The following is a 22064-nucleotide window of genomic DNA, read 5'->3' as shown; positions in this document are numbered from 1 at the left end:
CCGCCAGGACGCAAGCGCGCACAAGCGCGCGCCGCCCTTGACGGCGAGAACGCCGTGATACGGTGAAGGGAACAGCAAGACCGCTCACACCCGCCCACTGCAAACACCCACCTTTAGGCAAGCGCAGCGCGCAGGCCCGGATCAGCGAGCCGGGCCGGAGGCGTCAGCCGAGTGAAGCGAGGGAACGATGAAAGCCCGAATGGGGCGAAACCCCGCAGGGGATTCGATGCGCAGCACGACAGCGCGACGACGGCACGCCGGGACGCCCGAATGCGAGGAACAGAACTACTCGCTGTCCGTCTTGCGCTGCTCGATTTGCAACCGCGCCCGCTCGGTCGCCTGCTGCAACCGCTCGCCCAGCACGGCGCGCGGTGGCAAGCTGGTCAGGTACTCGGCCACGTGGATGCCCGACTTGTCCAGTTCCAGCAGCTCGATCTGCTCGGACTTCTTGCCGGTGCAGAGGATGATCCCCAGCGGTGAGGCTTCTTCGGACTCCCGCTCGTGCAGGTCGAGCCAGCGCAGGTACAGCTCCATCTGCCCCTTGTAAGCGGCCTTGAACTCGCCGACTTTCAACTCCACTGCCACCAGCCGCCGCAGCTTGCGGTTGTAGAACAGCAGGTCGAGGTGAAAGTCGTCGCCGTCGATCTGGATGCGCTTCTGACGGGCAACGAACGTGAAGCCCACGCCCAGCTCCAGCAGGAAGGATTCCATTTCGCGGATGATCGCGGCCTCCAAGTCGCCTTCCTGCCAGGTGTCTCGCAGGCCCAGGAAATCGAGGATGTACGGGTCTCGCATGACCAGAGCGGGCGACATGCGCTGCGCATCGCGCATCCTCGCCAGCTCTTGCGCAATCGTCTCGTCCGGCTTTTGAGATAGCGCCGTGCGCTCGTACAGCATCGAGTCGATGCGCTCGCGCAGCGTCCGCACGCTCCAGCGCTCGATGTTGGCCATCTGTGCGTAGTAGTCTCGCTGGAGCGGGTCTTTCAGCGGCAGCAAGGCCACGAAATGCGACCAGCTCAATTGTCGTGACAGCGTCACGACAATTGGCTCGTCCGTGTAGGTAGCCGCGAACTGCACCATCCGGCGCAGGTTCTTGTCCGCGAAGCTGCGGCCGTAGTCCTGCACAAGCTGCGCAGCCAAGGTCGGCAGGATCTCATCACCGTATCCGGCCCGCTGACCAGCCAGCACTTCCGTGTGGATGCGCTGGCCGATGCGCCAAAACAGCAAGGTCAGCTCGGCGTTGACCGCTGACGCGGCGCGCTGCCGCGCCGCGTCGATCAGTACTCGAATGTCGCCCAGCAGCGTGGCTGGTGCCACAGATGACGCCACGGCTGCTTTGCGCCTGTTCATGCCGTGACCTCCTTCTGGTCCTGCATCAGATTCGGCGCAGCCCGCTTGGAATCAGGCGGCACGGCGCGCGTGGCGGCTTTGCGATGCCGGAATGGACGGTAGTTACCCAGGCTGGTGCGGGTCTTGTCGTCGTCCGTGACCACAGGAGACGGCTTCGGCAGCGCAGCCGGCGCATGGCCGTCGATGGCGCCCCGGCGTAGGGTGGCCACTTTCTCGGCAGCGGCACGCACCGGGTCATCCTCTGCATGGACATACGCCATGAACTGCGTGACGGTCTTGTGCGCAGTCAGCGCCATGCCGACCTTGATGGGGATACCGGAGTTGGCAATGTCGGTCGCCGCACGATGACGGATGCCGTGTGTTCCGACATGCGCTACCTCTGCGCGGCCTAAGATGCGCTTCCAGCCGTTGTAGTACGTGCTCTCGGGCAATGGCTTCTTGGCATCAAAGATGGCTGGACACACGTAAGGCGAGTTGTCGATGCGGGGCGCATTGCGCAGCAACTGGTACGCCGCCTCGCTCATCGGCTTGGACATATCGCCCGTCTTGCTGTCAGACCAGACGACCCGGCGATTCTCGAAATCCACCCAAGCCCATTCGAGCGTGCGGATTTCGGTCATCCGCGCGGAAAACTCGAATTGCAGGCGAACCGCCAGCGTCACGGTCGGATGCTCCAACCCCAGGGCATCCGCACGGTCGAGGTAAGCATAGAGCCGCCCCAGTTCCTCGTTGTTGATATACCGCGTCTCGCCGTCCTCGCGGTACTTGGGGACGTGTCGGCATGGATTGGAGCCGTCAGGCCGGTAGCCCCACACCTCGGCCATGTTGAACATCTTGCGCAAACAGGCCAGAACCCGATTGGCCGTAACGCCGATCTTTGCCTTGTCCTTCATCAGCGTGGTGATGTGCGCCCGCGTTACGTCCGGCACCTTGAGCTTGCCCAGGGTAGGCAGGATGTGGCGGTCGATGTAGCCCTGGTAGGAATCGACCGTCCGGGGCTTGTTGCGCGGCTTGGAGTATTCCTCGATGAACTGCCCGCACAGTTCCTTGACCGTCGGGGCCATGCGGGCAGCCAGCTTGGCGGCGCTGGGGTCGTCGCCCTTGCGCACGTCGGCCAGCCAGTCCTGTGCGATCGACCGCGCTTGCTCGACGGTCAGCTCGCCGAACTGGCCGATCTTCGGCTTGCGGCGCTCGCCCCAGTTCGTGCGGTACTGGAGCATGAAGACCTTGCGGCCGTGGGCGGTGACTTTGCAGAGAAAGCCGGGGACAATGGTATCCCGCAGTTCGTAATCCTTGCCGGTGACTTCTGCCGTATCGACAGCGGATTTGGTGAGTTTGATCTTAGCCATGACGCCTCCTAGTTCGAGATCGAACGCAGGAACCAGCCAGGAGCCACGGCATCAGAATGTCTGCCGCAATCGGTCTGGTCTAGGCGTAAGGCTAAACGGGACTAGCCTCTTGGAAAACCAAGCGCAGCAAGGCTCTGCGGGTTCCAGCGTGGTCTCATGCTAGTCTCGGGACTCAATCTCAAAATCCCCCGCCGCAAGGCGTGCCGGTTCGATTCCGGCCCCGGGCACCACACACGGCTTCTTCTTTTCCGGCGTCCTTCGCGGACTCCGCCTCCCCTTCAGCCTTCCTCGCGCAGCCCGGTATGCACCGTCGGATGCGCGAGCCGCACGCGCAGCTCGCGCTTGAGCCGCGTGTTATCGAGCCGGCGCGATTCGCCCATGAAGCTCAGCAGTTGCAGCGGCAACTGGCGCTCGGCCTCCTCGCGCGCCACCCGCGGCGGGCGCGGCATGCCGTAGAGGTCGGCCGCGAGGTCGATGTAGTCGCCCATGCGCAGCTCGGTGTCGTCCGAGGCATGCACGATGCGCTGCGGTCGGCCGCGGAACAGCGCCGCGATGCAGGCGCGCGCGAGGTCGTCGGCATGGATGTGGCTGGTGTAGACGTCGTCCTCGCGCCGCAGCACCGGGGTGCCGCGCTGCAGCCGCTGGCGCGGCGTGCCGCCTTCGCGGTCGGGCGCATAGATGCCCGGGATGCGCAGGATGCTGGCGCGCACGCCCGTGCTGCGGCCGAACCAGCGCACGGCGCGCTCGGCGTCGACGCGCCGGTGGCTGCGCGGCGTGTCGGGGCGCACGGGGCGGGTCTCGTTCACGCGCGCGCCGCCGCAATCGCCATAGACGCCGCTGGTCGAGCCGTAGACCAGCGCATCGGGCAGGCCGCGCAGCCGCAGCGCACGCACCAGCGCGGCGGTGCGCTGGTCGCGCCACCAGGCCGAGCCGCTGTCGCGCGGCGGCGGTGCCAGATGTAGCACGCGCGTGCCCAGCGCCGACAGGCGGCGCAGGGTCTTGGGATCGTCGAGATTGCCGATCAGCGGCCGGATGCCCGCGGCGCGCAGATCGGGCACGCGCTCGACCGAGGAGGTGAGCGCCACCAGCGACACGCGCCCGCGCAGATCGCGCGCCACGCGCTGGCCGACGTCGCCGCAGCCGACGATCAGGAGACGCGTCCGGCGGAAGCGCGCCGGCAGCGCGCCGGAGGGGCTATGGATTGAAGGCAAAATTCGGGTTCCCTTTTCTTTTTCAGCCCCCATGTAACGGGCTGATCCAAGCCGAAGAATACCGATGACTGTTGCAGCGCCGCATGAGGCGGGCTTTTCCATCACCGTCGAACCCAGCGGCCGCCATTTCGTGGCGCAAGGCGACGAAACCATCCTCGCTGCCGGCATCCGCCAGGGCATCGGCCTGCCCTATGGCTGCAAGGACGGCGCTTGCGGCTCGTGCAAGTGCCGCAAGCTCTCGGGCGAGGTCGAGCTCGGCCCGCACCAGAGCAAGGCCCTGAGCGCGGAGGAACAGCTCGCGGGCTTCGTGCTGACCTGCTGCGCCCGCGCGCGCAGCGACGTGGTGCTCGAATCGCGCCAGGTGACCGAGGCCGGCGCCCATCCGATCCGCAAGATGCCGGTGCGGGTGCTCGCTCTCGCGCGCAAGTCGCACGACGTGATGCAGGTGCGCCTGCAGCTGCCGGCCGGCGAGCCGCTGCAGTTCTACGCGGGGCAGTACGTGGAATTCATCCTGCGCGACGGCGCGCGCCGCAGCTACTCGATGGCCAATGCGCCGCACACGCTGGGCGAGCCGGGCACGGGCATCGAACTGCACCTGCGCCACCTGCCGGGCGGCAAGTTCACCGACCACGTGTTCCTCACCATGAAGGAAAAGGAGATCCTGCGCATCGAGGGCCCCTACGGCAGCTTCTTCCTGCGCGAGGATTCCGACAAGCCAATGATCCTGCTGGCCTCGGGCACGGGCTTCGCGCCGATCAAGGCGCTGCTCGAGCACATGAAGTTCAAGGCCATCGACCGCCCCGCCACGCTCTACTGGGGCGGCCGCCGGCCCGAGGACCTCTACATGGACGACTGGGTGCGCGAGCAGCTCGCGCAGATGCCGAACCTGCGCTACGTGCCCGTGGTCTCCAACGCCACGCCCGAGGACAACTGGACCGGCCGCACCGGCTTCGTCCATGCCGCGGTGCTGGAGGACTTCGCCGACCTCTCGGGCCACCAGGTCTATGCCTGCGGCGCGCCGATCGTGGTCGACTCGGCCAAGCGCGACTACGTGGCGCTCGCGGGCCTGCCCGAGGAAGAGTTCTTCGCCGATGCGTTCACCACCGAAGCCGACAAGGCACTGCCCTGAAGCCGGTGGCCCCGGCGCGCCGGCTAGGGATAGCCACGCTGCAAGCACCGCGCGGCGCGCCGACAATCCGGGGCATGACAACCCGCAAGACCTTCCTCGCCACCCTCGCCCTCTCCACGCTCGCCCTGGCCACAGGCGCTCCCGCCCTGGCCCAGCAGCAGCGACCGATCCGCCTCGTCGTGCCCTACGCGGCCGGCGGCCCCATCGACGTGACGGCGCGCGCGCTGGCCGAACGCGTGCGCGACACGCTCGGCGGCCCGGTGATCATCGACAACAAGCCCGGCGCGGGCGGCAACATCGGCGCCGACATCGTCGCCAAGGCCGCGCCCGACGGCCTGACCATCGGCATCGCGGCCACCGCCACCAACGCGGTGAACCCCTGGCTCTACAGCAAGATGCCCTTCAACGCGGCCACCGACTTCGCGCCGATCACGCAGATGGTCCGCGTGCCCAACGTGCTGGTGATGAACGCCGAGACCGCGCAGCGCCTGAAGATCGCCACGCTCAAGGACCTGATCGCCTACGCCAAGGCCAACCCCGGCAAGCTCAATTACGGCAGCGGCGGCAACGGCAGCGCCGGCCATCTGGCGGGCGAGATGTTCAAGAAAGCGGCCGGCATCTTCGCGGTGCACATCCCCTACAACGGCGGCAACCCGGCGCAGCTGGCACTGGTGTCGGGCCAGGTCGACTTCAACTTCGACAACCTCGCCACCGCCGCGCCCAACATCCGCTCGGGCAAGCTCAAGGCGATCGCCGTGACCACCCTGCAGCGCAGCAGCGCCCTGCCCGAGGTGCCGCCGGTGTCAGACACGCTCAAGGACTTCTCGATCGACACCTGGTGGGGCCTGGTCGCGCCGGCCCATACGCCGCCGGATGTGATCGCCAAGCTCAACCACGCCTTCGTCGACGCGCTGAACGCGCCGGAGACCAAGTCGCGCTTCGCGCTGCTGCTGGCGGAGCCGGTGGCCAGCACGCCCGCGCAGTTCGGCGCCTTCATGAAGAGCGAGCTCGGCAAGTACGAGCAGGTGGTGAAGGCCACGGGCGCGAAGGTCGACTGAGCTCGCACCCACAAGACAAAGGGCGGCCGGTGCCTCGCACCGCCGCCCTTTTTTTTGCGTGGCCTCGAAAGGCCCGCCGTGCCGCTTACTCGCCCAGGTACGCCGCGCGCACCTTCGGATCGCTGAGCAGCCCCTTGGCATCGCCCGACATGGTGATCAGGCCCGACTCCATCACGTAGCCGCGGTCGGCCAGCTGCAGCGCGCGGTTGGCGTTCTGCTCGACCAGCAGGATGGTCACGCCCTGCGCGGCCACGGCCTGCACCACCTCGAAGATCTTGTCGCACATGATCGGCGACAGGCCCATGGTGGGTTCGTCGAGCAGCAGCACCTTGGGGCGCGCCATCAGCGCGCGGCCCATGGCCAGCATCTGCTGCTCGCCGCCCGACATGGTGCCGGCCAACTGGTCCTTGCGCTCGCGCAGCCGCGGGAAGGTCACGAACACGCGCTCCATGTCGCTCGCGATGCCGGCCTTGTCCTTGCGGATGTAGGCGCCGATCTGCAGGTTCTCGGTGATCGTCATGCGCGTGAACACGCCGCGGCCCTCGGGCACCATCACCAGGCCCTCGCCCACCAGGTCCCAGGCGCCGCGGCCCTTGATGCTGCGGCCCAGGAACTCGATGTCGCCCGCGCCCGCGGGCAGCGTGCCGGTGATCGCCTTCATGGTGGTGGTCTTGCCGGCGCCGTTGGAGCCGATCAGCGAGACCAGCTCGCCCTCGCGCACCTCGAAGTCCACGCCCTTGACGGCCTGGATGCCGCCGTAGCCCACCTTCAGGCCGCTGACCTTGAGCAACACGTTGCCGACGGCCTTGCGTTGCGAAGCGCCCGCCGCGACTTCCTCTTGGGTTTGCACTGCTGCGCTCATCTCAATGTCCTCCGGTGCCGAGGTAAGCCTCGATCACCTTTTCGTTCTTCTGTACGTCCGCCGGCGTGCCTTCGGCGATCTGCTTGCCGTAGTCGAGCACCGTGACGCGGTCGCACAGGCCCATGATCAGCTTCACGTCGTGCTCGATGATCAGGATCGTGCGGTCGTCGCGGCGGATGCGGTCGATCAGCTCGCGAAGCTGGGCCTTCTCGGTCATGTTCATGCCGGCCGCGGGCTCGTCGAGCGCGATGAGCTGCGGGTCGGTGGCCAGGGCACGCGCGATCTCGAGGCGGCGCTGGTCGCCGTAGCTCAGGGTGCGCGCCTTGTAGTCGGCGAACTTGCCGATGCCCACGTAGTCGAGCAGTTCCTGCGCGCGCTGGGCGATGGCCTTCTCCTCGGCCTTGAAGGACCCGGTGCGCAGCATCGCGCCGACCACGCCGGAGCGGGTGCGGATGTGGCGACCGACCATCACGTTCTCGAGCGCCGTCATCTCGGCGAACAGGCGGATGTTCTGGAAGGTGCGCGCGATGCCGGCCTTGGCCACCTCGTGCACGGCCGTGGGCTGGTAGGGCTTGCCGGCGAGCTCGAAGCTGCCGCTGTCGGGCGTGTAGAGCCCGGTGATGACGTTGAAGAAGGTGGTCTTGCCAGCGCCGTTGGGGCCGATCAGGCCGTAGACCTGGCCGCGCTGGATGGTGATGCCGACGTCGGACAGGGCCTGCAGGCCGCCGAAGCGCTTGGAGATGCCGCGAACGTCGAGGATGGTGTCTGCCTTGCTCATGGGATGCGTCTCCTCGCTCACGGATTGATCGACATGGGACGCGAGGCCGCACCGGGCAGCTCGTCGGCCGGGGTGTCGACGCCCGGTGCGTGGGTCTGCAGCGAGCCCGGCGCCACGGTGGCGTGGGCCGGATCGACCGGCACGCCGCCCTTGCGCTGAAGCGTCTTGCCATGCTCGGGCGAGGGCCACAGGCCGCGCGGGCGCACCAGCATGATGACGATCATGGCCAGCGCGATGAACAGCTGGCGCAGGATGGAAGCATCGAGGCGCCCGTCGGTCAGCGCCTGCAGCGGGCCGGCGACGTAGCGCAGCACCTCGGGCAGGGCCGCCAGCAGCACGGCACCCAGGATCACGCCGGGCAGGTGGCCGATGCCGCCGAGCACGACCATGGCGACGATCATCACCGACTCCATGAGACTGAACGACTCGGGCGAGACGAAGCCCTGGAAGGCCGCGAACATGGAGCCCGACACGCCGCCGAAGCTCGCGCCCATGCCGAAGGCCAACAGCTTCATGTTGCGGGTGTTGATGCCCATCGCCTTGGCGGCGATCTCGTCCTCGCGGATCGCCATCCAGGCGCGGCCGATGCGCGAGACCTGCAGCCGGTGCGAGATCACGATGGTGACCACCACCAGCGCGAGGAACAGGTAGTAGTACAGCGTGACCGAGGAGATGGTGAAGCCGTCGAACTTCCAGGCCTTGCCCAGGTCGAGGCCCCAGAACTTGATCGAGTCGATCGAGGTGATGCCCTTGGGGCCGTTCGTGATGTTGATCGGCTGGTCGAGGTTGTTCAGGAACACGCGGATGATTTCGCCGAAGCCCAGCGTGACGATGGCGAGGTAGTCGCCGCGCAGCTTCAGCGTGGGCGCGCCCAGCAGCACGCCGAGCAGCGCCGCGAACACGAAGGCCAGCGGTATCACGATCAGCAGCGAGGTGTGCAGGCCGTTCGGGAAGGTGGCCTTGAACCACTCGAAGGTCTCGGACAGGTGGCCCGAGCCCATGAGGGCGTAGAGGTAGGCACCGACCGCGAAGAAGGCGACGTAGCCCAGGTCGAGCAGGCCGGCGTAGCCGACCACGATGTTCAGGCCCAGTGCGAGCAGCACGTAGAGCAGTGCGATGTCGGCGATGCGCACCCAGGCATTGCCCTGGCTTTGCAGCAGCAGCGGCAGCGCGAGCACGGCGATGACGCCGACCAGGTAGAGCGCGAGGTTCTTGCTGTTCTTCATGATGGCAAGCTCCTTCAGGCGCGATCGGCCACGCGTTCGCCGAGCAGGCCGGCGGGGCGCAGCGTGAGCATCACGATCAGCACGATGAACGCGAAGATGTCGCTGTAGTTGCTGCCGAGCACGCCACCGGTGAGGGTGCCGATGTAGCCCGAGCCGATGGCCTCGATGAGCCCCAGCAGGATGCCGCCGACGACCGCGCCCGCGAGGTTGCCGATGCCGCCGAACACGGCCGCGGTGAAGGCCTTGAGGCCGGGCAGGAAGCCCATGGCGTGCTGCGCGATGCCGTAGTTGGAGGCGTACATCACGCCCGCGATGGCCGCGAGCACGGCACCGATGATGAAGGTGGCCGAGATGACCATGTCGGGACGGATGCCCATCAGCGCGGCCACGCGCGGGTTCTCGGCGGTGGCGCGCATCGCGCGGCCGAGCTTCGTGTAATTGACCAGCCACATGAGGATGGCCAGCGAGACAGCCGTGACGCCGAGGATCATCACCTGCGTCGGCGAGATGACGGCGCCGGCGATGTGGATGGGGTCCGAAGGCAGCAGGGTCGGGTAGGCCTTGTTGGTGGGCTTCCAGATGATCATCGCCAGCGTCTGCAGCAGGATCGACATGCCGATGGCGGTGATCAGCGGTGCGAGCTTGGGCGAGTTGCGCAGCGGCCGGTAGGCGACCTTCTCGATCACGAAGTTCAGCGTGGCGGCGACGACGCACGCGATGACCAGCGCGATGATCAATATCAGCCAGCCCGGCGTGCCGGGCATCGACGACTGCATGAGCCCGATGATGGACCAGCTCGTGAGCGCCCCCACCATGAGCACTTCACCGTGCGCGAAATTGATCAGATTGATGATGCCGTACACCATGGTGTAGCCCAAGGCTATCAAGGCATACATGCTGCCGAGAACCAGACCGTTGATGATCTGCTGCAGCAAAATGTCCATAAAGAAGATTCCTCTGTGTTGCACCGTTGCGGGGTGCCATTCACCCACCGTGGCACCGGTTTGGCGCCTTGGCTTGACAAGCAAAAAACCAGCCAGCATGTGGTGGCCGCCGATTTAGTGGGCGGGATTGTAGTCACGGGCCAGCGCCTATTTGGTGCGCATCGACGGGGGTTTACCCGCTGACGTCATGCGCTTTGCGCTTGTATCCATGCACGTCTTGCGTGCATGCTGCAAGGGCGTATCAGTCGCCCTGTTCAGCGTTTCGGCGCCGCAGTTCGCGCAGCTTCTCGCCGATGCGGATCTCGAGTCCGCGATCGACCGGTTCGTAGAAGACCTGGCCCTGCAGGCCGTCGGGCAGGTACTGCTCGCCGGCCGCGAAACCGCCCTCCTCGTCGTGCGCGTAGCGGTAGCCCTTGCCGTAGTCGAGCTCCTTCATGAGCTTGGTCGGGGCATTGCGCAGATGCATGGGCACGGGCCGCGTGCTGTCCTTCTTGACCAGCGCACGCACCGCGTTGTAGGCCGTGTAGACCGCGTTCGACTTGGGCGCCATCGCGAGGTAGACCACGCACTGCGCCAGCGCGAGTTCGCCCTCGGGCGTGCCGAGGCGCTCGTAGACCTCGGCCGCGTCGAGCGCGAGCCGCAGCGCGCGCGGGTCGGCCAGGCCGATGTCCTCGCTCGCCATGCGCACCAGCCGGCGCGCCATGTAGCGCGGGTCGGCGCCGCCGTCGAGCATGCGCACGAACCAGTAGAGCGCGGCGTCGGGGTCGCTGCCGCGCACGGATTTGTGCAGCGCGCTGATGGTGTCGTAGAACTGCTCGCCGCCCTTGTCGTAGCGCCGCATGCGCTCGCCGAGCACGCGCATCAGCCATTCGTCGCCGATGGTCTCGAGCTTCTCGGCGCGTGCCGCGACGGCCAGCGTCTCGAGCGTGTTGAGCAGCCGCCGCGCATCGCCGTCGGCGTAGGCGATCAGGCGATCGAGCGCTGCGTCCTCGATGGCGGGCAATGCATTGATGGCCTGCGCCTTGGCGACGATCTGCTTGAGGTCGGCTTCGCCCAGCGACTGCAGCACGTAGACCGCGGCCCGCGAGAGCAGCGCCGAGTTGACCTCGAACGACGGGTTCTCGGTGGTGGCGCCGATGAAGGTGAAGAGGCCCGACTCGACGTGTGGCAGGAAGGCGTCCTGCTGGCTCTTGTTGAAGCGGTGCACTTCGTCGACGAAGACGATGGTGCGCCGCTGCTCGAGCCCGTCGCGCGCCGCGGTCGCGCGCTCGACCGCCTCGCGGATGTCCTTCACGCCACCGAGCACCGCGCTGATGCTCAGGAACTGCGCATCGAAGGCATCGGCCATCAGGCGCGCGATGGTGGTCTTGCCGGTACCGGGCGGGCCCCAGAGGATGCACGAGTGCGGCTGGCCCGACTCGAAGGCGATGCGCAGCGCCATGCCGGGCCCGAGCAGGTGCTGCTGGCCGATGACTTCACCGAGCGTGCGCGGACGCAGGCGCTCGGCCAGGGGTTGATGCGAGCTGACGGCCAAGAGCGGGATGAGCGAGTGAGGGGTGGATTACTGCTTGACGACGTCCGCGCCGGTGGGCACCTTGAAGTCGAAGGTGGCGGCGGGCAGCGCGGGGTTGACCTCGACCTTGCTGAACTTGAGCACCGAGCGCTGGCCGAAGCTGTCGAGGATCTCGAGCGCCGCGAGCGCGTCGCCCTGGAAGCCCACCTGCACGTTCTGCAGCTGGCCGTCCTTGTTCTTCGGCGTGGCCTTGACCCATTGCAGGCCGTCGCGCTCCGGTCCTGCCTCGAGCGCGAAATCGGCCTGCAGCGCGCGCAGGTCGGGCGCGGCGGCGATCAGGGCCGCGGGCGTCGAACCCAGGGCCTGCGCCTGCGCGCGCTGCGTGACCTGGTTGAGATCGGCGTCGTAGAGCCACAGCGTCTTGCCGTCGGCCACGATGCTTTGCGCGAAAGGCTTCTTGTAGTCGAACTTGAAGCGGCCGGGCCGCTGGAATTCGAAGGTACCGCTCGAGGTCTTCACGCGGCCAGCCTGGCCGTCGCGCGGCGGCGCGGTCACGGTCTGGGTGAAATCGGCGCGGCCGGACTTGGCGGACTTGACGAAAGCCTCGAGGCTTTCCATGCCGCCGGCCCATGCATGGGCGCCACAGGCTAGGAGAAGGCCGGCGAGCAGCCAGGGACGAGTCTTCATTTTTTCAAACCTTCGAAGCTGAACACCGCATCGACCTTACCCCGGCGGCCATGGCCGCCCTTGTAGGGCTTGATGAAGATTTGCAATGGGCAGCGAGCTTGTGCAAGCCGTATCTCAACACGTAACGGAATGGACGCGGGATCGCGTGGGAGCGCCTATTCGGCGCGCGCGGGCACGAGGATCTCGCGCTGGCCGCTGCCGCTCATGGCACTCACGAGGCCGGCCTTCTCCATGTCCTCGACCAGCCGCGCCGCGCGGTTGTAGCCGATCTTCAGATGGCGCTGCACCAGCGAGATGCTGGCCTTGCGGTTCTTGAGCACCACCTCGACCGCCTGGTCGTACATCGGGTCCTTCTCGGCATCGCCACCGCCGAGCAGGTCGCCGTCACCGTCGCCATCGACCGTGCCGCCTTCGAGCACGCCCTCGATGTAGTCGGGCTCGCCCTGGCTCTTGAGATAGGCCACCACGCGATGCACTTCCTCGTCGCTCACGAAGGCGCCGTGCACGCGGATCGGCAGGCCGGTGCCGCTGGGCATGTAGAGCATGTCGCCCATGCCGAGCAGCGCCTCGGCGCCCATCTGGTCGAGGATGGTGCGGCTGTCGATCTTGCTCGAGACCTGGAACGCGATGCGGGTCGGGATGTTGGCCTTGATGAGGCCGGTGATCACGTCGACGCTGGGCCGCTGCGTGGCCAGGATCAGGTGGATGCCGGCGGCGCGCGCCTTCTGCGCGAGGCGGGCGATCAGCTCCTCGATCTTCTTGCCGACCACCATCATCAGGTCGGCCAGCTCGTCGATCACGACCACGATGTGCGGCTCGCGGCGCAGCGGTTCGGGGTCGTCGGGCGTCAGGCTGAAGGGGTTGTAGATGAACTCCTCGCGCGCCTTGGCCTCGTCGATCTTGGTGTTGTAGCCCGCGAGATTGCGCACGCCGAGCTTGCTCATGAGCTTGTAGCGGCGCTCCATCTCGGCCACGCACCAGTTGAGGCCGTGCGCGGCCTGGCGCATGTCGGTGACCACCGGCGCGAGCAGATGCGGAATGCCTTCGTAGACCGACATTTCCAGCATCTTCGGGTCGATCATGAGCAGGCGCACGTCGCGCGCCTCGGCCTTGTAGAGCAGGCTCAGGATCATCGCGTTGATGCCCACCGACTTGCCCGAACCGGTGGTACCGGCCACCAGCACGTGCGGCATCTTCGCGAGATCGGCCACCACAGGGTTGCCGATGATGTCCTTGCCCAGGCCCATCGTGAGCATCGACTTGCCCTCGTTGTAGACCTGCGAGCCGAGGATCTCGCTGAGCTTGATCGACTGGCGCTTGGCGTTCGGCAGTTCGAGCGCCATGTAGTTCTTGCCCGGGATGGTCTCGACCACGCGGATCGACACCAGCGAGAGCGAGCGCGCGAGGTCCTTCGCGAGGTTGACGATCTGCGAGCCCTTGACGCCGGTGGCGGGCTCGATCTCGTAGCGCGTGATGACCGGGCCGGGCGAGGCGAGCACGACGCGCACCTCGACGCCGAAGTCCTTGAGCTTCTTCTCGATCATGCGCGAGGTCATCTCGAGCGTGTCGGCCGAGACGGTTTCCTGGCGGCTCTGGGCGGCATCGAGCAGGTCGACCTGCGGCAGCTTGTTGTCGGGCAACTCCTTGAACAGCGGCTTCTGGCGCTCCTTGGCGACGCGGTCGCTCTTGGGCACCTCGGTCATCGCGGGCTCGATCTGCACCGGCGGCGACGCGGGGCGGCGCTTGGCGCGCGGCTCGATGCGCAGGTCGTCCATGTCGGGCGCGGTGGTGGGTTGGTCGCCGTCGATCGAAGGTTCGATGGCGCCGCGCGGCACGTAGGCGGGTTCGTCGTCGACCTCGGCGCGGCGCTCGCGAACGGCCTTCTTGCCCAGCGCGATGTCGGCGGCAACCTCGCGCTTCTCGCGCCGCGATTCGAACAGCGAATACACGCGCGCGCCGATGCGCTCGGCGATCTGGCTCCAGGAGAAGCGGAACACCAGCGCCGAACCGATCACGCCACCGGCGATGGCCACCAGCGCGGAACCGGTGAAGCCCATCCAGCGCACGCTCGCGGGTCCGACCAGCAGGCCGATGGCGCCGCCGCCCGAGCCGGGCAGGTGCGATTCGAGCCGGTACAGGCGCGACCACTCGAGCATGGTGCTCGCGCACAACAGCAACACGAGCCCGAACCAGAAGGCCAGGCGGCTGCGGTTGAAACGGCCGCGCGGTGCCGGATCGCCCTGCGGACCGGTCTCGCCGCCGCGCATCCAGCTCGCGAGCGAGGACAGCCAGGCGCGCAGCCCGGCCGCCAGGCACCACCAGACCGAATAGCCGGCCAGGAAGTAGCTGCCGTCGGCCACCCAGGCGCCGATGCGGCCGCCCCAGTTCTTGATCTCGCCGCCGGTGCCCGAGGTCGACCAGGCCGCATCGGAGGGCGTGAAGCTCAGCATGGCGAGCAGCCAGAACAACAGCGCCGCGAAACCGGCGATCAGGGTGATCTCGTGGGCGAAGCGCATGGCCCGCACACGCACGGGCGCACCTTCGCCGGCCGTGGAAGAGTGAAGCGTATTGAGCGAATAGGTCATGAAATACTGGCGGCCAGACCGGCAGCATGCGGGTCTGGCGGCACGAACACTACAACGAAAAGGGCCGCGGCTATTCTGCCGCGTCCACGGGCCGCGGCAGTTTCGCTCACACCTTCTTTCACGCCCCGTGCCGGCTCAGGCCAGCGACAGCAGGCGCTCCTTGACGATCATCGAGCCGTCCTCGAGGGTCTGCACGAAACCGCGCTCCTCGAGGTCCTTCATCACGCGGCTCACCATCTCGCGCGAGGCGCCGACCATCTTCGCGAGGTCCTGGCGCGAGATCTTCTCGCGCACCTTGAGGTTGCCGGCGCCATCGTCGACCGCGAACTCGAGCAGCGAGCGCGCGACGCGGCCGTAGACGTCCATCAGCGCGAGCGACTCGATCTTGCGGTCGGCATGGCGCAGGCGCTGCACCAGGCCGCGCATGATGTTGTAGGCCATCGAGGAGTTCTCGGGCAGGCAGCGCGCGAAGGCTTCGCGGCCCCAGCATCAGCACGTCGCACTGGATCTCGGTGCGCACGGTGGCCGAGTGCGGCTCGTCGTCGATCAGGCTCATCTCGCCCAGATAGTCGCCGGGATGCAGCGTGGCCAGGATGACCTCGCGGCCGCGGCTGTCGGCGCTGGTCACGCGCGCCCGCCCCGTCAGGATGATGTAGAGCGCATCGGACTTCTTGCCCTGCTCGACCACGACCTCCGCGCGCTTGAAACGCTTCTTGATGATCGCATCCGCAATGCTTGCGGACTGCGAAGGAGTCAGCGACGCGAACAGCGGAACGCGCCGGAGCAATTCAAGGTTGGACAGCATCGACATTCATTCAATCCCTGGTACCGCGCGCTCCTGCGGTCGGGCCATCGGCGCGCCGATGGATTACTACAATCGCGCGCATTGAAAACACCGTGCACTCGGTGGTTGATCCGAGCGGCGATACTCCCCATGTATCGCTACCACCCTCAAAATGTACACGCTGAATCAGCGCAATTCCTAGGTTTTTACGCACCATGTCCGCTTCCCAACATGCCAAGGTTTTAATTCTGGGCTCAGGTCCCGCCGGTTATACGGCTGCCGTTTATGCGGCGCGTGCAAATCTTCAGCCTTTGCTGATTACCGGCATGGCACAGGGCGGGCAATTGATGACGACCACCGAGGTCGACAATTGGCCGGCCGATGTGCATGGCGTGCAGGGTCCCGACCTCATGCAGCGTTTTCTGGAGCATGCCGAGCGCTTCAAGACCCAGATCGTGTTCGACCACATCAACAAGGTCGACCTGAGCAAGCGCCCTTTCACGCTCACCGGTGACAGCGGCACCTACACCTGCGATGCGCTCGTGATCGCCACCGGCGCGTCGGCCAAGTACCTGGGCCTCGAATCCGAGCAGAAGTTCATGGGCCGTGGTGTTTCGGGTTGCGCCACCTGCGATGGGTTCTTCTATCGCGAGCAGGAAGTCTGCGTGATCGGCGGCGGAAATACCGCGGTCGAAGAAGCGCTTTATCTTTCGAATATCGCGAAAAAAGTAACGCTGGTGCATCGCCGCGACAAATTCCGCGCGGAACCAATCCTGATCGACAAGCTTCACGAAAAAGAAGCCGAAGGCAAAATCGAACTGAAAGTACACAATACGCTCGATGAAGTCCTGGGCGACGATTCCGGCGTGACCGGCATCCGCATCAAGAACACGCAGACCGGCGCGACCGAGCAGATCGACCTCAAGGGCTGCTTCATCGCGATCGGCCACCATCCGAACACGGACATCTTCCAGGGCCAGGTCGACATGAAGGACGGCTACATCGTCACGCGCTCGGGCCTGCAAGGCTTCGCCACCATGACCAGCGTGCCGGGCGTGTTCGCCGCCGGCGACGTGCAGGACCACATCTACCGCCAGGCCATCACCAGCGCCGGCACGGGCTGCATGGCCGCGCTCGATGCGCAGCGCTTCCTGGAGCAGGACGGCACGCTCTGAGCCGCCAGGCTCCTCGACGAGGCGGGCCCGGTGCCCGCCTTTTTCATGGGCCCGCCCCGGGCTTTGCTGCCGGGCCGCCAAAAGGGCTATAATCCGAGGCTTTGCCGAAATCGCGCCTCCTTTCCATGAAGGGTGGGCTCAGCGGCAATCCGGGGTACCGCCACCCGTTTCTGGCGAGGTCAAGCTGCAAAACACCCTCGGCCACTGCTGTCGAGCCGGTGCCAGCTGTTCAAGAAAGAGTGTCCTCATGGCACGCGTATGTGAAGTCACGGGCAAGGGCCCGATGGTGGGAAACAACGTTTCCCACGCCAACAACAAAACCAAGCGCCGGTTCCTGCCGAACCTGCAATACCGTCGTTTCTGGGTCGAAACGGAAAACCGCTGGGTTCGCCTGCGTGTTTCGAGCGCTGCCCTGCGCCTGATCGACAAGAACGGCATCGACGCCGTGCTCGCAGACCTGCGCGCACGCGGCCAAGCTTAAGGAGCTGAATCATGGCAACGAGCAAAGGCGGACGCGAAAAGATCAAGCTGGAATCCACCGCGGGTACCGGCCACTTCTACACGACCAGCAAGAACAAGAAGACGATGCCTGAAAAGATGTCGATCATGAAGTTCGACCCGAAGGCACGCAAGCACGTCGAATACAAGGAAATCAAGCTGAAGTAATTCAGTCTGAATTCTTTCTAAAAAGCCCGCAGCGCAAGCCGCGGGCTTTTTTATTTGCCCTGAATTTCGCCCGCGGAGCGAATTACCGGGACGAGCCAGCCATCTGACGGGCCCTCCACATTCCTTCCCCACGGAAACGTCGGGCACAAAAAAGCCGGCCATCGGGCCGGCTTTTTGACAGGGGCCAAGGCCCCGGCGGAGGTCAGGCGCGCGCCGAGCGCAGCCGCGTCGAGAACTCGCGCAGGCCCGCGATGCCGCTGGCTTCCGCGCGATGGCACCAGGCCGCCAGATCGGCCGCCAGCTGCTCGCGCGAATGCGAGGTGTTGAGCCAGAGCTGGCGCAGCTCTTCGCGCATGGTCGCCATCTTGTCGAGCACCGGGTGGGCGGCACGGGCCTGCACCACGTGCGAGCGGGCCGATGCAGGCACCTTGTCGTCGTCGCGGTGCATCCAGCGCTTGGCGGCCTTGAGCACCGAGAGGTCGGCACCCTTGCTCTTGAGCGCGGCGATTTCCTCTTGCGTGGCACGGCGCATTTCGCGCGCATAGCCGGCCATCACTTCGTAGCGGTTGGCGATGACGGCCTCGAGCGTCTTCTCGTTGGCCACGGGCTGGATGTCGCCGATCTGCATCTTCGGCGGCACCTTCTTGACCTTGGCCCAGCCGATCTTCTGCATCATCTGGATGTAGATCCAGCCGATGTCGAACTCGTACTTCTTGACCGAGAACTTGGCCGAGGTCGGGTAGGTGTGGTGGTTGTTGTGCAGCTCCTCGCCACCGATGATCAGGCCCCACGGCATGATGTTGCGGCTGGCGTCGGGCGCCTCGAAGTTGCGGTAGCCCCAGTAGTGGCCGATGCCGTTGATGATGCCGGCGGCGGTGATCGGGATCCACAGCATCTGGACCGCCCACACGGCCATGCCGAGCGTGCCGAACAGCGCCAGGTTGATCACCAGCATCAGGCCCACGCCCTGCCAGCTGTAGCGCGAATACAGGTTGCGCTCGATCCAGTCGTCGGGCGTGCCGTGACCGTAGCGCTCCATCGTTTCCTTGTTCTTCGACTCCGCGCGGTAGAGCTCGGCGCCGCGCCAGAGCACTTCCTCGATGCCCTTGACCTGCGGGCTGTGCGGATCTTCCTCGCTCTCGCACTTGGCGTGGTGCTTGCGGTGGATCGCGACCCACTCCTTCGTCACCATGCCGGTGCCGAGCCAGAGCCAGAAGCGGAAGAAATGCGACGGGATCGGACCGAGGTCCATCGCCCGGTGCGTTTGCGTCCGGTGCAGAAAGATCGTCACGGCGGCGATCGTGATGTGCGTGGTGACGAGCGTGTACAGCACGATCTGCCACCAGGTGAGATCCCACAGGCCGTTTCCGAGCCAGTCGATGGCCGCGCTCAGGATGGCGGAGTCAGGAAGCAACATTGAGTCAGGTACTCCATAACCGCACGAAGGTGCGGCTTCCAGGTAACTCGCAATTTTAGGGCCGGGGGTCAGGAATCACTCACCTTTCACCCCATGGTTTGCGCAGATTTACCCTAACTTTGGAGCCCCATACCTATTTGCGGTTCCACACGGCCGCAAAGAAACCGTCGGTGGCATGCAGATGGGGCCACAGGCGCAGGTAGCGCCGTCCGTCAGGGCCGCCCGCGACCAGGCTGTCGCCCTGCTCCACCTTGAGGCCCTGCAGCAGTTCCGCCGCGTCCACGGGCACGAAATCGGGATTCGCGGCGCCGAAAGCCTCCGCGATGGCCTCGTTTTCCTCGGGCAGCACGCTGCAGGTGGCGTAGACCAGCCGCCCGCCCGACTTCACGAGCCGGGCCGCACTCTGCAGGATCGCCGCCTGCTTCACGGTCAGTTCTTCCACCGACTTGGCCGATTGGCGCCATTTCAGGTCCGGATTGCGCCGCAGCGTCCCGAGCCCCGAGCACGGCGCATCGACCAAGACCCGGTCGATCTTGCCCGCGAGCCGCTTCACCCGGTCGTCGCGCTCGTGCGCGATCGCGGCCGGATGCACGTTCGAGAGCTTGCTGCGCGCCAGCCGGGGCTTGAGCGCGTCGAGGCGGTGCGCCGAGGTGTCGAAGGCATACAGCCGCCCGGTGTTGCGCATGCCCGCGCCGATCGCCAGCGTCTTGCCGCCGGCGCCCGCGCAGAAATCGACCACCATCTCGCCGCGCTTGGCGTCCAGCAGCAGCGCCAGCAGTTGCGAGCCCTCATCCTGCACTTCGATGGCGCCACGCACGAAGGCGTCGAGCTTGGTCAGCGCGGGCTTGCCTTCGAGGCGCAGGCCCCAGGGCGAATACGGCGTTGCTTCCGATTTGATAGCAGCCTTGGCAAGCTCCGCCTTCACGTCGGCCCGCTTGTCATGCAGGGAATTGACGCGCAGGTCGAGCGGCGCCGGCTGCTGCAGGCTCTGGACCAGCGGCCAGAAGCCGTCACCGAGCTGGCTCTTGAGCGGCGCCACCAGCCATTCGGGCAGGTTGTGGCGATGGCGTTCGAGCAGGTCGGCCTCGCTGACCGCGTCGCAGTTGTCGAGCCAGCGCTTCTCGGTGTCGTTGAGCGCGCTCTTGAGGAAGTCGCGCGGGCCGTGGAAGCCCAGGATCGCCATCCGGCGTTCCTTCGGGCCGCTGCCCGAGGGCGAGAGGTGATCGAACAGCAGTTTCTTGCGCAGCACGGTGTAGACCGTCTCGGCCAGGGTGGCGCGCTCGCGCGGACCGAACTCGCGGTGGTCGCGAAAGAAGCGCGAAACCACCTGGTCGGCGGGGTGATCGAATTTCAGGACCAGGCCGACCAGATCGGCGGTGGCGTCCAACAGGGCTTTGGGGTGCATGCCCCGATTGTCTCAGCCGCCGCCCGCCTCAGGCTCCGCGCGTCCAGACCGCCCCGAAAGCCTGCCGCTCGATGTCCTCCAGCGTCGGCGAATGCCCGGCCCAGAGCACCAGCGCCACGCCGGGCAGGCTCAGGGTCTGCTCGAGCTGTCGGCACAGCTGCCAGCGCTCCTCGTCGTCCAGGCCCGGCAACTCGACGAAGACGACGAAGGCGCGCCGCCACGGAAACTCGCGCAGGTTCTTGCGCACCAGCCACGCGCGCGACACCGGCAGGTTGCGCACGAGGTCGGCCCGCAGTTCGTCGAGCTCGTGCTCGTTGAGGTCGTGCCGGCCGATCTGGCTGAAGCTCGGCGTCTCGGTCAGTTCCTCCCAGGCGCGCGCCTCGGCCTCCTCGGCCTCCTTCAGGCGGCCGCGCCAGTGCTTGAGGCCGGCCTCGTCGTGCGGACCGGCGTCGGGGTTCTCGAGCACCGCCACCGCATTGCGGGCGGCCCACCAGCGGCTCGCGGCGCCCGCTTCGTGCAAGCGCTCCAGCACCGCGAGCCGGGTCTCGCGCTCGGTCGACGGGATCATCTGCGCCAGGCCGCGCAAGGCGCCCGGGTGCTCGGGCGCGATCCGCAGCGCGCGCTCGTAGCGCTCGCGCACCGGCGCCGAGGTGTCGAGGCGGCGCTCGGCGTCGGCCCATTCGACCCACTCGTCGGGCGTGTTGCGCTCGCCGCGCGCCGCCAGCACGGCGATGCGCTCGCGGATGCGCGAGCGGTGCGCGTGGTGCTGCTTCCAGTCGGCGGCATGGGCCTGGCGCCACTGGGCGTCGAAGTGCGCGATCCAGCGCGGGCCGTCGACCAGCATCTCGAGCGCCGGCCGCTTCGACCAGGCCGGCACCGTCGCCTTCTGGCGCAGCGCCTCGAGCCGGTCGCGCAGCACCGGATGGGTGTCTTCCAGGTCGCTGACGCGGCGCATCGCCTCGCGCAGCGCCTGGCGCGCGAACTCGGGTCCCGGTGGCGTCGCGGCGCACTCGCGCAGCCCCGCGAAGGGCCCCGGCGGCAGCGGTTCGCGTTCGGCCCGGGCCCAGTGCCAGGGCCAGAACTCGTTGGCGTACCAGTTGGCCTTGATCGAGATCTCGGTCAGCGCCGCGGCTGCCACCGAGGTGCCGAGCAGCCGGCCCGAGATGCGGTCGGCCTCGTACTCGTCCTGCCGCGCGAGCGCGAAGGTCTTGGCCGCGAAGCGCGGGAAGTACCAGCGGAAGAAGGCCTGCGAGACGATCGCCATCACGCCTTCGTTGCGCTGCAGGTTGGCGTCGAGCTTGAGCCACGACAGCCGCGTGCGGTAGATCCAGGCGCTGAGCTTGCCGTGGTTGCCGCGCAGGTGGCCGTACTCGTGCGCGAGCACCGACAGCAGCCGCCGCCGGTCGAGCATCATCAGCAGCGGCAGCCCGATGCTCAGCGAATTGACCGCGCCGCCGAAGAGCCCGAAGCGCGGCACCTGGCGGATGCTGGCGTTGAAGTCGTCGTCGAGGTAGACGCGATGGACCGGCGGCCCCTTGATCTTGCTGCGGATGCGGTCGAGCGCCTCGAACAGCTGGGGCGCGTCCTCGCGCGAGAGCTCCAGGCCGTCTGGCTCGTCGAAGCGCACCCACAGCGCGCGCACCGTGGCCCACAGCAGGCCCAGGCCAAACAGCAGCAGCCAGCCGCGCGACACGCTGAAGCGCCCGTCGCCCAGCGACACGGCGACCCAGACGATCAGCCCCATCGCCAGCCCGAGGCAGGCCAGCACCCAGAGATAGCCCAGCGCCGCGAACGCCGCCACGCCGCGGCGGTAGCGCGCGCTGTCCTCCGCACTGGCATGCTCGCTCAGCCGGACGAGATGGACAAAATCAGCGCGATCCATTCCGGTACTTCCGCCGGCCCCGGCATGCCTGCCGGCGGCCCCG

18 protein-coding genes and 1 pseudogene are annotated in these 22064 nt (G+C 66.9%); 5 read left to right on the top strand and 14 right to left on the bottom strand.

Features of this window, described 5'->3' with window-relative positions:
* Positions 1-285: 285 nt before the first annotated feature.
* The 3 genes from AC07RV_RS35075 to AC07RV_RS35065 all read right to left on the bottom strand — a co-directional run bounded on the left by AC07RV_RS35075 (position 286) and on the right by AC07RV_RS35065 (position 3910).
* Positions 286-1350 carry a PDDEXK nuclease domain-containing protein gene (locus tag AC07RV_RS35075; protein WP_016452572.1) on the bottom strand — a complete coding sequence of 355 codons (1065 nt, stop codon included), beginning with the start codon at positions 1348-1350 and terminating at the stop codon, positions 286-288.
* The gene (locus AC07RV_RS35070) at positions 1347-2699 is read right to left on the bottom strand and encodes a tyrosine-type recombinase/integrase (protein ID WP_016452573.1); all 1353 of its coding nucleotides are present in this window, start codon (positions 2697-2699) and stop codon (positions 1347-1349) included. Before AC07RV_RS35070 ends, AC07RV_RS35075 begins: the two co-directional genes overlap by 4 nt.
* Before the next feature lie 278 nt (positions 2700-2977).
* Positions 2978-3910, bottom strand: coding sequence for an SDR family oxidoreductase (locus AC07RV_RS35065; protein ID WP_296777121.1), 933 nt, complete (start codon positions 3908-3910; stop codon positions 2978-2980).
* Between the two features lie 64 nt (positions 3911-3974).
* Between AC07RV_RS35065 and AC07RV_RS35060 the strand changes: the two genes are divergently transcribed.
* Entirely contained in the window at positions 3975-5039 is a 1065-nt protein-coding gene (locus AC07RV_RS35060) for a CDP-6-deoxy-delta-3,4-glucoseen reductase (RefSeq protein WP_296777119.1), read from the top strand.
* A 74-nt stretch (positions 5040-5113) separates the two neighbouring features.
* On the top strand, positions 5114-6097 hold the full coding sequence (locus tag AC07RV_RS35055) for a Bug family tripartite tricarboxylate transporter substrate binding protein (RefSeq protein ID WP_296777117.1): 984 nt from the start codon (positions 5114-5116) through the stop codon (positions 6095-6097).
* An 85-nt stretch (positions 6098-6182) separates the two neighbouring features.
* On the opposite strand, the gene AC07RV_RS35050 is transcribed toward AC07RV_RS35055, so the two are convergent.
* The 8 genes and pseudogenes from AC07RV_RS35050 to AC07RV_RS35015 all read right to left on the bottom strand — a co-directional run bounded on the left by AC07RV_RS35050 (position 6183) and on the right by AC07RV_RS35015 (position 15503).
* Positions 6183-6959 (bottom strand): ABC transporter ATP-binding protein, encoded by a 777-nt coding sequence (locus AC07RV_RS35050; protein ID WP_256223103.1) that lies wholly within the window; start codon positions 6957-6959, stop codon positions 6183-6185.
* 1 nt (position 6960) lies between these two features.
* The gene (locus AC07RV_RS35045) at positions 6961-7737 is read right to left on the bottom strand and encodes an ABC transporter ATP-binding protein (protein ID WP_296777114.1); all 777 of its coding nucleotides are present in this window, start codon (positions 7735-7737) and stop codon (positions 6961-6963) included.
* Between the two features lie 17 nt (positions 7738-7754).
* Entirely contained in the window at positions 7755-8963 is a 1209-nt protein-coding gene (locus AC07RV_RS35040; protein ID WP_093355706.1) for a branched-chain amino acid ABC transporter permease, read from the bottom strand.
* Between the two features lie 14 nt (positions 8964-8977).
* On the bottom strand, positions 8978-9907 hold the full coding sequence (locus AC07RV_RS35035) for a branched-chain amino acid ABC transporter permease (RefSeq protein ID WP_093355708.1): 930 nt from the start codon (positions 9905-9907) through the stop codon (positions 8978-8980).
* Between the two features lie 241 nt (positions 9908-10148).
* The gene (locus tag AC07RV_RS35030) at positions 10149-11441 is read right to left on the bottom strand and encodes a replication-associated recombination protein A (RefSeq protein ID WP_208508908.1); all 1293 of its coding nucleotides are present in this window, start codon (positions 11439-11441) and stop codon (positions 10149-10151) included.
* Positions 11442-11468: 27 nt separating this feature from the next.
* On the bottom strand, positions 11469-12107 hold the full coding sequence (gene lolA / locus AC07RV_RS35025; RefSeq protein WP_093355712.1) for an outer membrane lipoprotein periplasmic chaperone LolA: 639 nt from the start codon (positions 12105-12107) through the stop codon (positions 11469-11471).
* A gap of 155 nt (positions 12108-12262) precedes the next feature.
* Positions 12263-14692 (bottom strand): DNA translocase FtsK, encoded by a 2430-nt coding sequence (locus AC07RV_RS35020; RefSeq protein ID WP_208508906.1) that lies wholly within the window; start codon positions 14690-14692, stop codon positions 12263-12265.
* Positions 14693-14827: 135 nt separating this feature from the next.
* Positions 14828-15503: pseudogene (locus AC07RV_RS35015) on the bottom strand (Crp/Fnr family transcriptional regulator).
* 188 nt (positions 15504-15691) lie between these two features.
* On the opposite strand from AC07RV_RS35015, the gene trxB reads away from it, so the two are divergent.
* The 3 genes from trxB (at position 15692) to rpmG (ending at position 17317) form a co-directional block, all read left to right on the top strand.
* Positions 15692-16651 (top strand): thioredoxin-disulfide reductase, encoded by a 960-nt coding sequence (trxB, locus tag AC07RV_RS35010; RefSeq protein ID WP_057595022.1) that lies wholly within the window; start codon positions 15692-15694, stop codon positions 16649-16651.
* Positions 16652-16898: 247 nt separating this feature from the next.
* On the top strand, positions 16899-17132 hold the full coding sequence (gene rpmB / locus AC07RV_RS35005; protein ID WP_028251282.1) for a 50S ribosomal protein L28: 234 nt from the start codon (positions 16899-16901) through the stop codon (positions 17130-17132).
* Positions 17133-17143: 11 nt separating this feature from the next.
* The gene (gene rpmG, locus AC07RV_RS35000; protein ID WP_007830291.1) at positions 17144-17317 is read left to right on the top strand and encodes a 50S ribosomal protein L33; all 174 of its coding nucleotides are present in this window, start codon (positions 17144-17146) and stop codon (positions 17315-17317) included.
* Between the two features lie 202 nt (positions 17318-17519).
* Here rpmG and AC07RV_RS34995 read toward each other — a convergent pair whose 3' ends face one another.
* The 3 genes from AC07RV_RS34995 to AC07RV_RS34985 all read right to left on the bottom strand — a co-directional run bounded on the left by AC07RV_RS34995 (position 17520) and on the right by AC07RV_RS34985 (position 22021).
* Positions 17520-18734 carry a DesA family fatty acid desaturase gene (locus AC07RV_RS34995; protein WP_093355718.1) on the bottom strand — a complete coding sequence of 405 codons (1215 nt, stop codon included), beginning with the start codon at positions 18732-18734 and terminating at the stop codon, positions 17520-17522.
* A 133-nt stretch (positions 18735-18867) separates the two neighbouring features.
* Complete coding sequence (locus tag AC07RV_RS34990) at positions 18868-20139, bottom strand: RsmB/NOP family class I SAM-dependent RNA methyltransferase (protein ID WP_296777104.1); 1272 nt, start codon at positions 20137-20139, stop codon at positions 18868-18870.
* Positions 20140-20167: 28 nt separating this feature from the next.
* Positions 20168-22021: a M48 family metallopeptidase gene (locus AC07RV_RS34985; RefSeq protein ID WP_296777101.1), complete on the bottom strand. Its 1854-nt coding sequence runs from the start codon at positions 22019-22021 to the stop codon at positions 20168-20170.
* Positions 22022-22064 lie beyond the last annotated feature (43 nt).

It is taken from the genome of Variovorax sp. GW821-FHT09B01 (genome assembly GCF_059418345.1).
The sequence above is the reverse complement of the archived record's forward strand: the minus strand, read 5'-3'. Positions and strand labels throughout refer to the sequence as shown.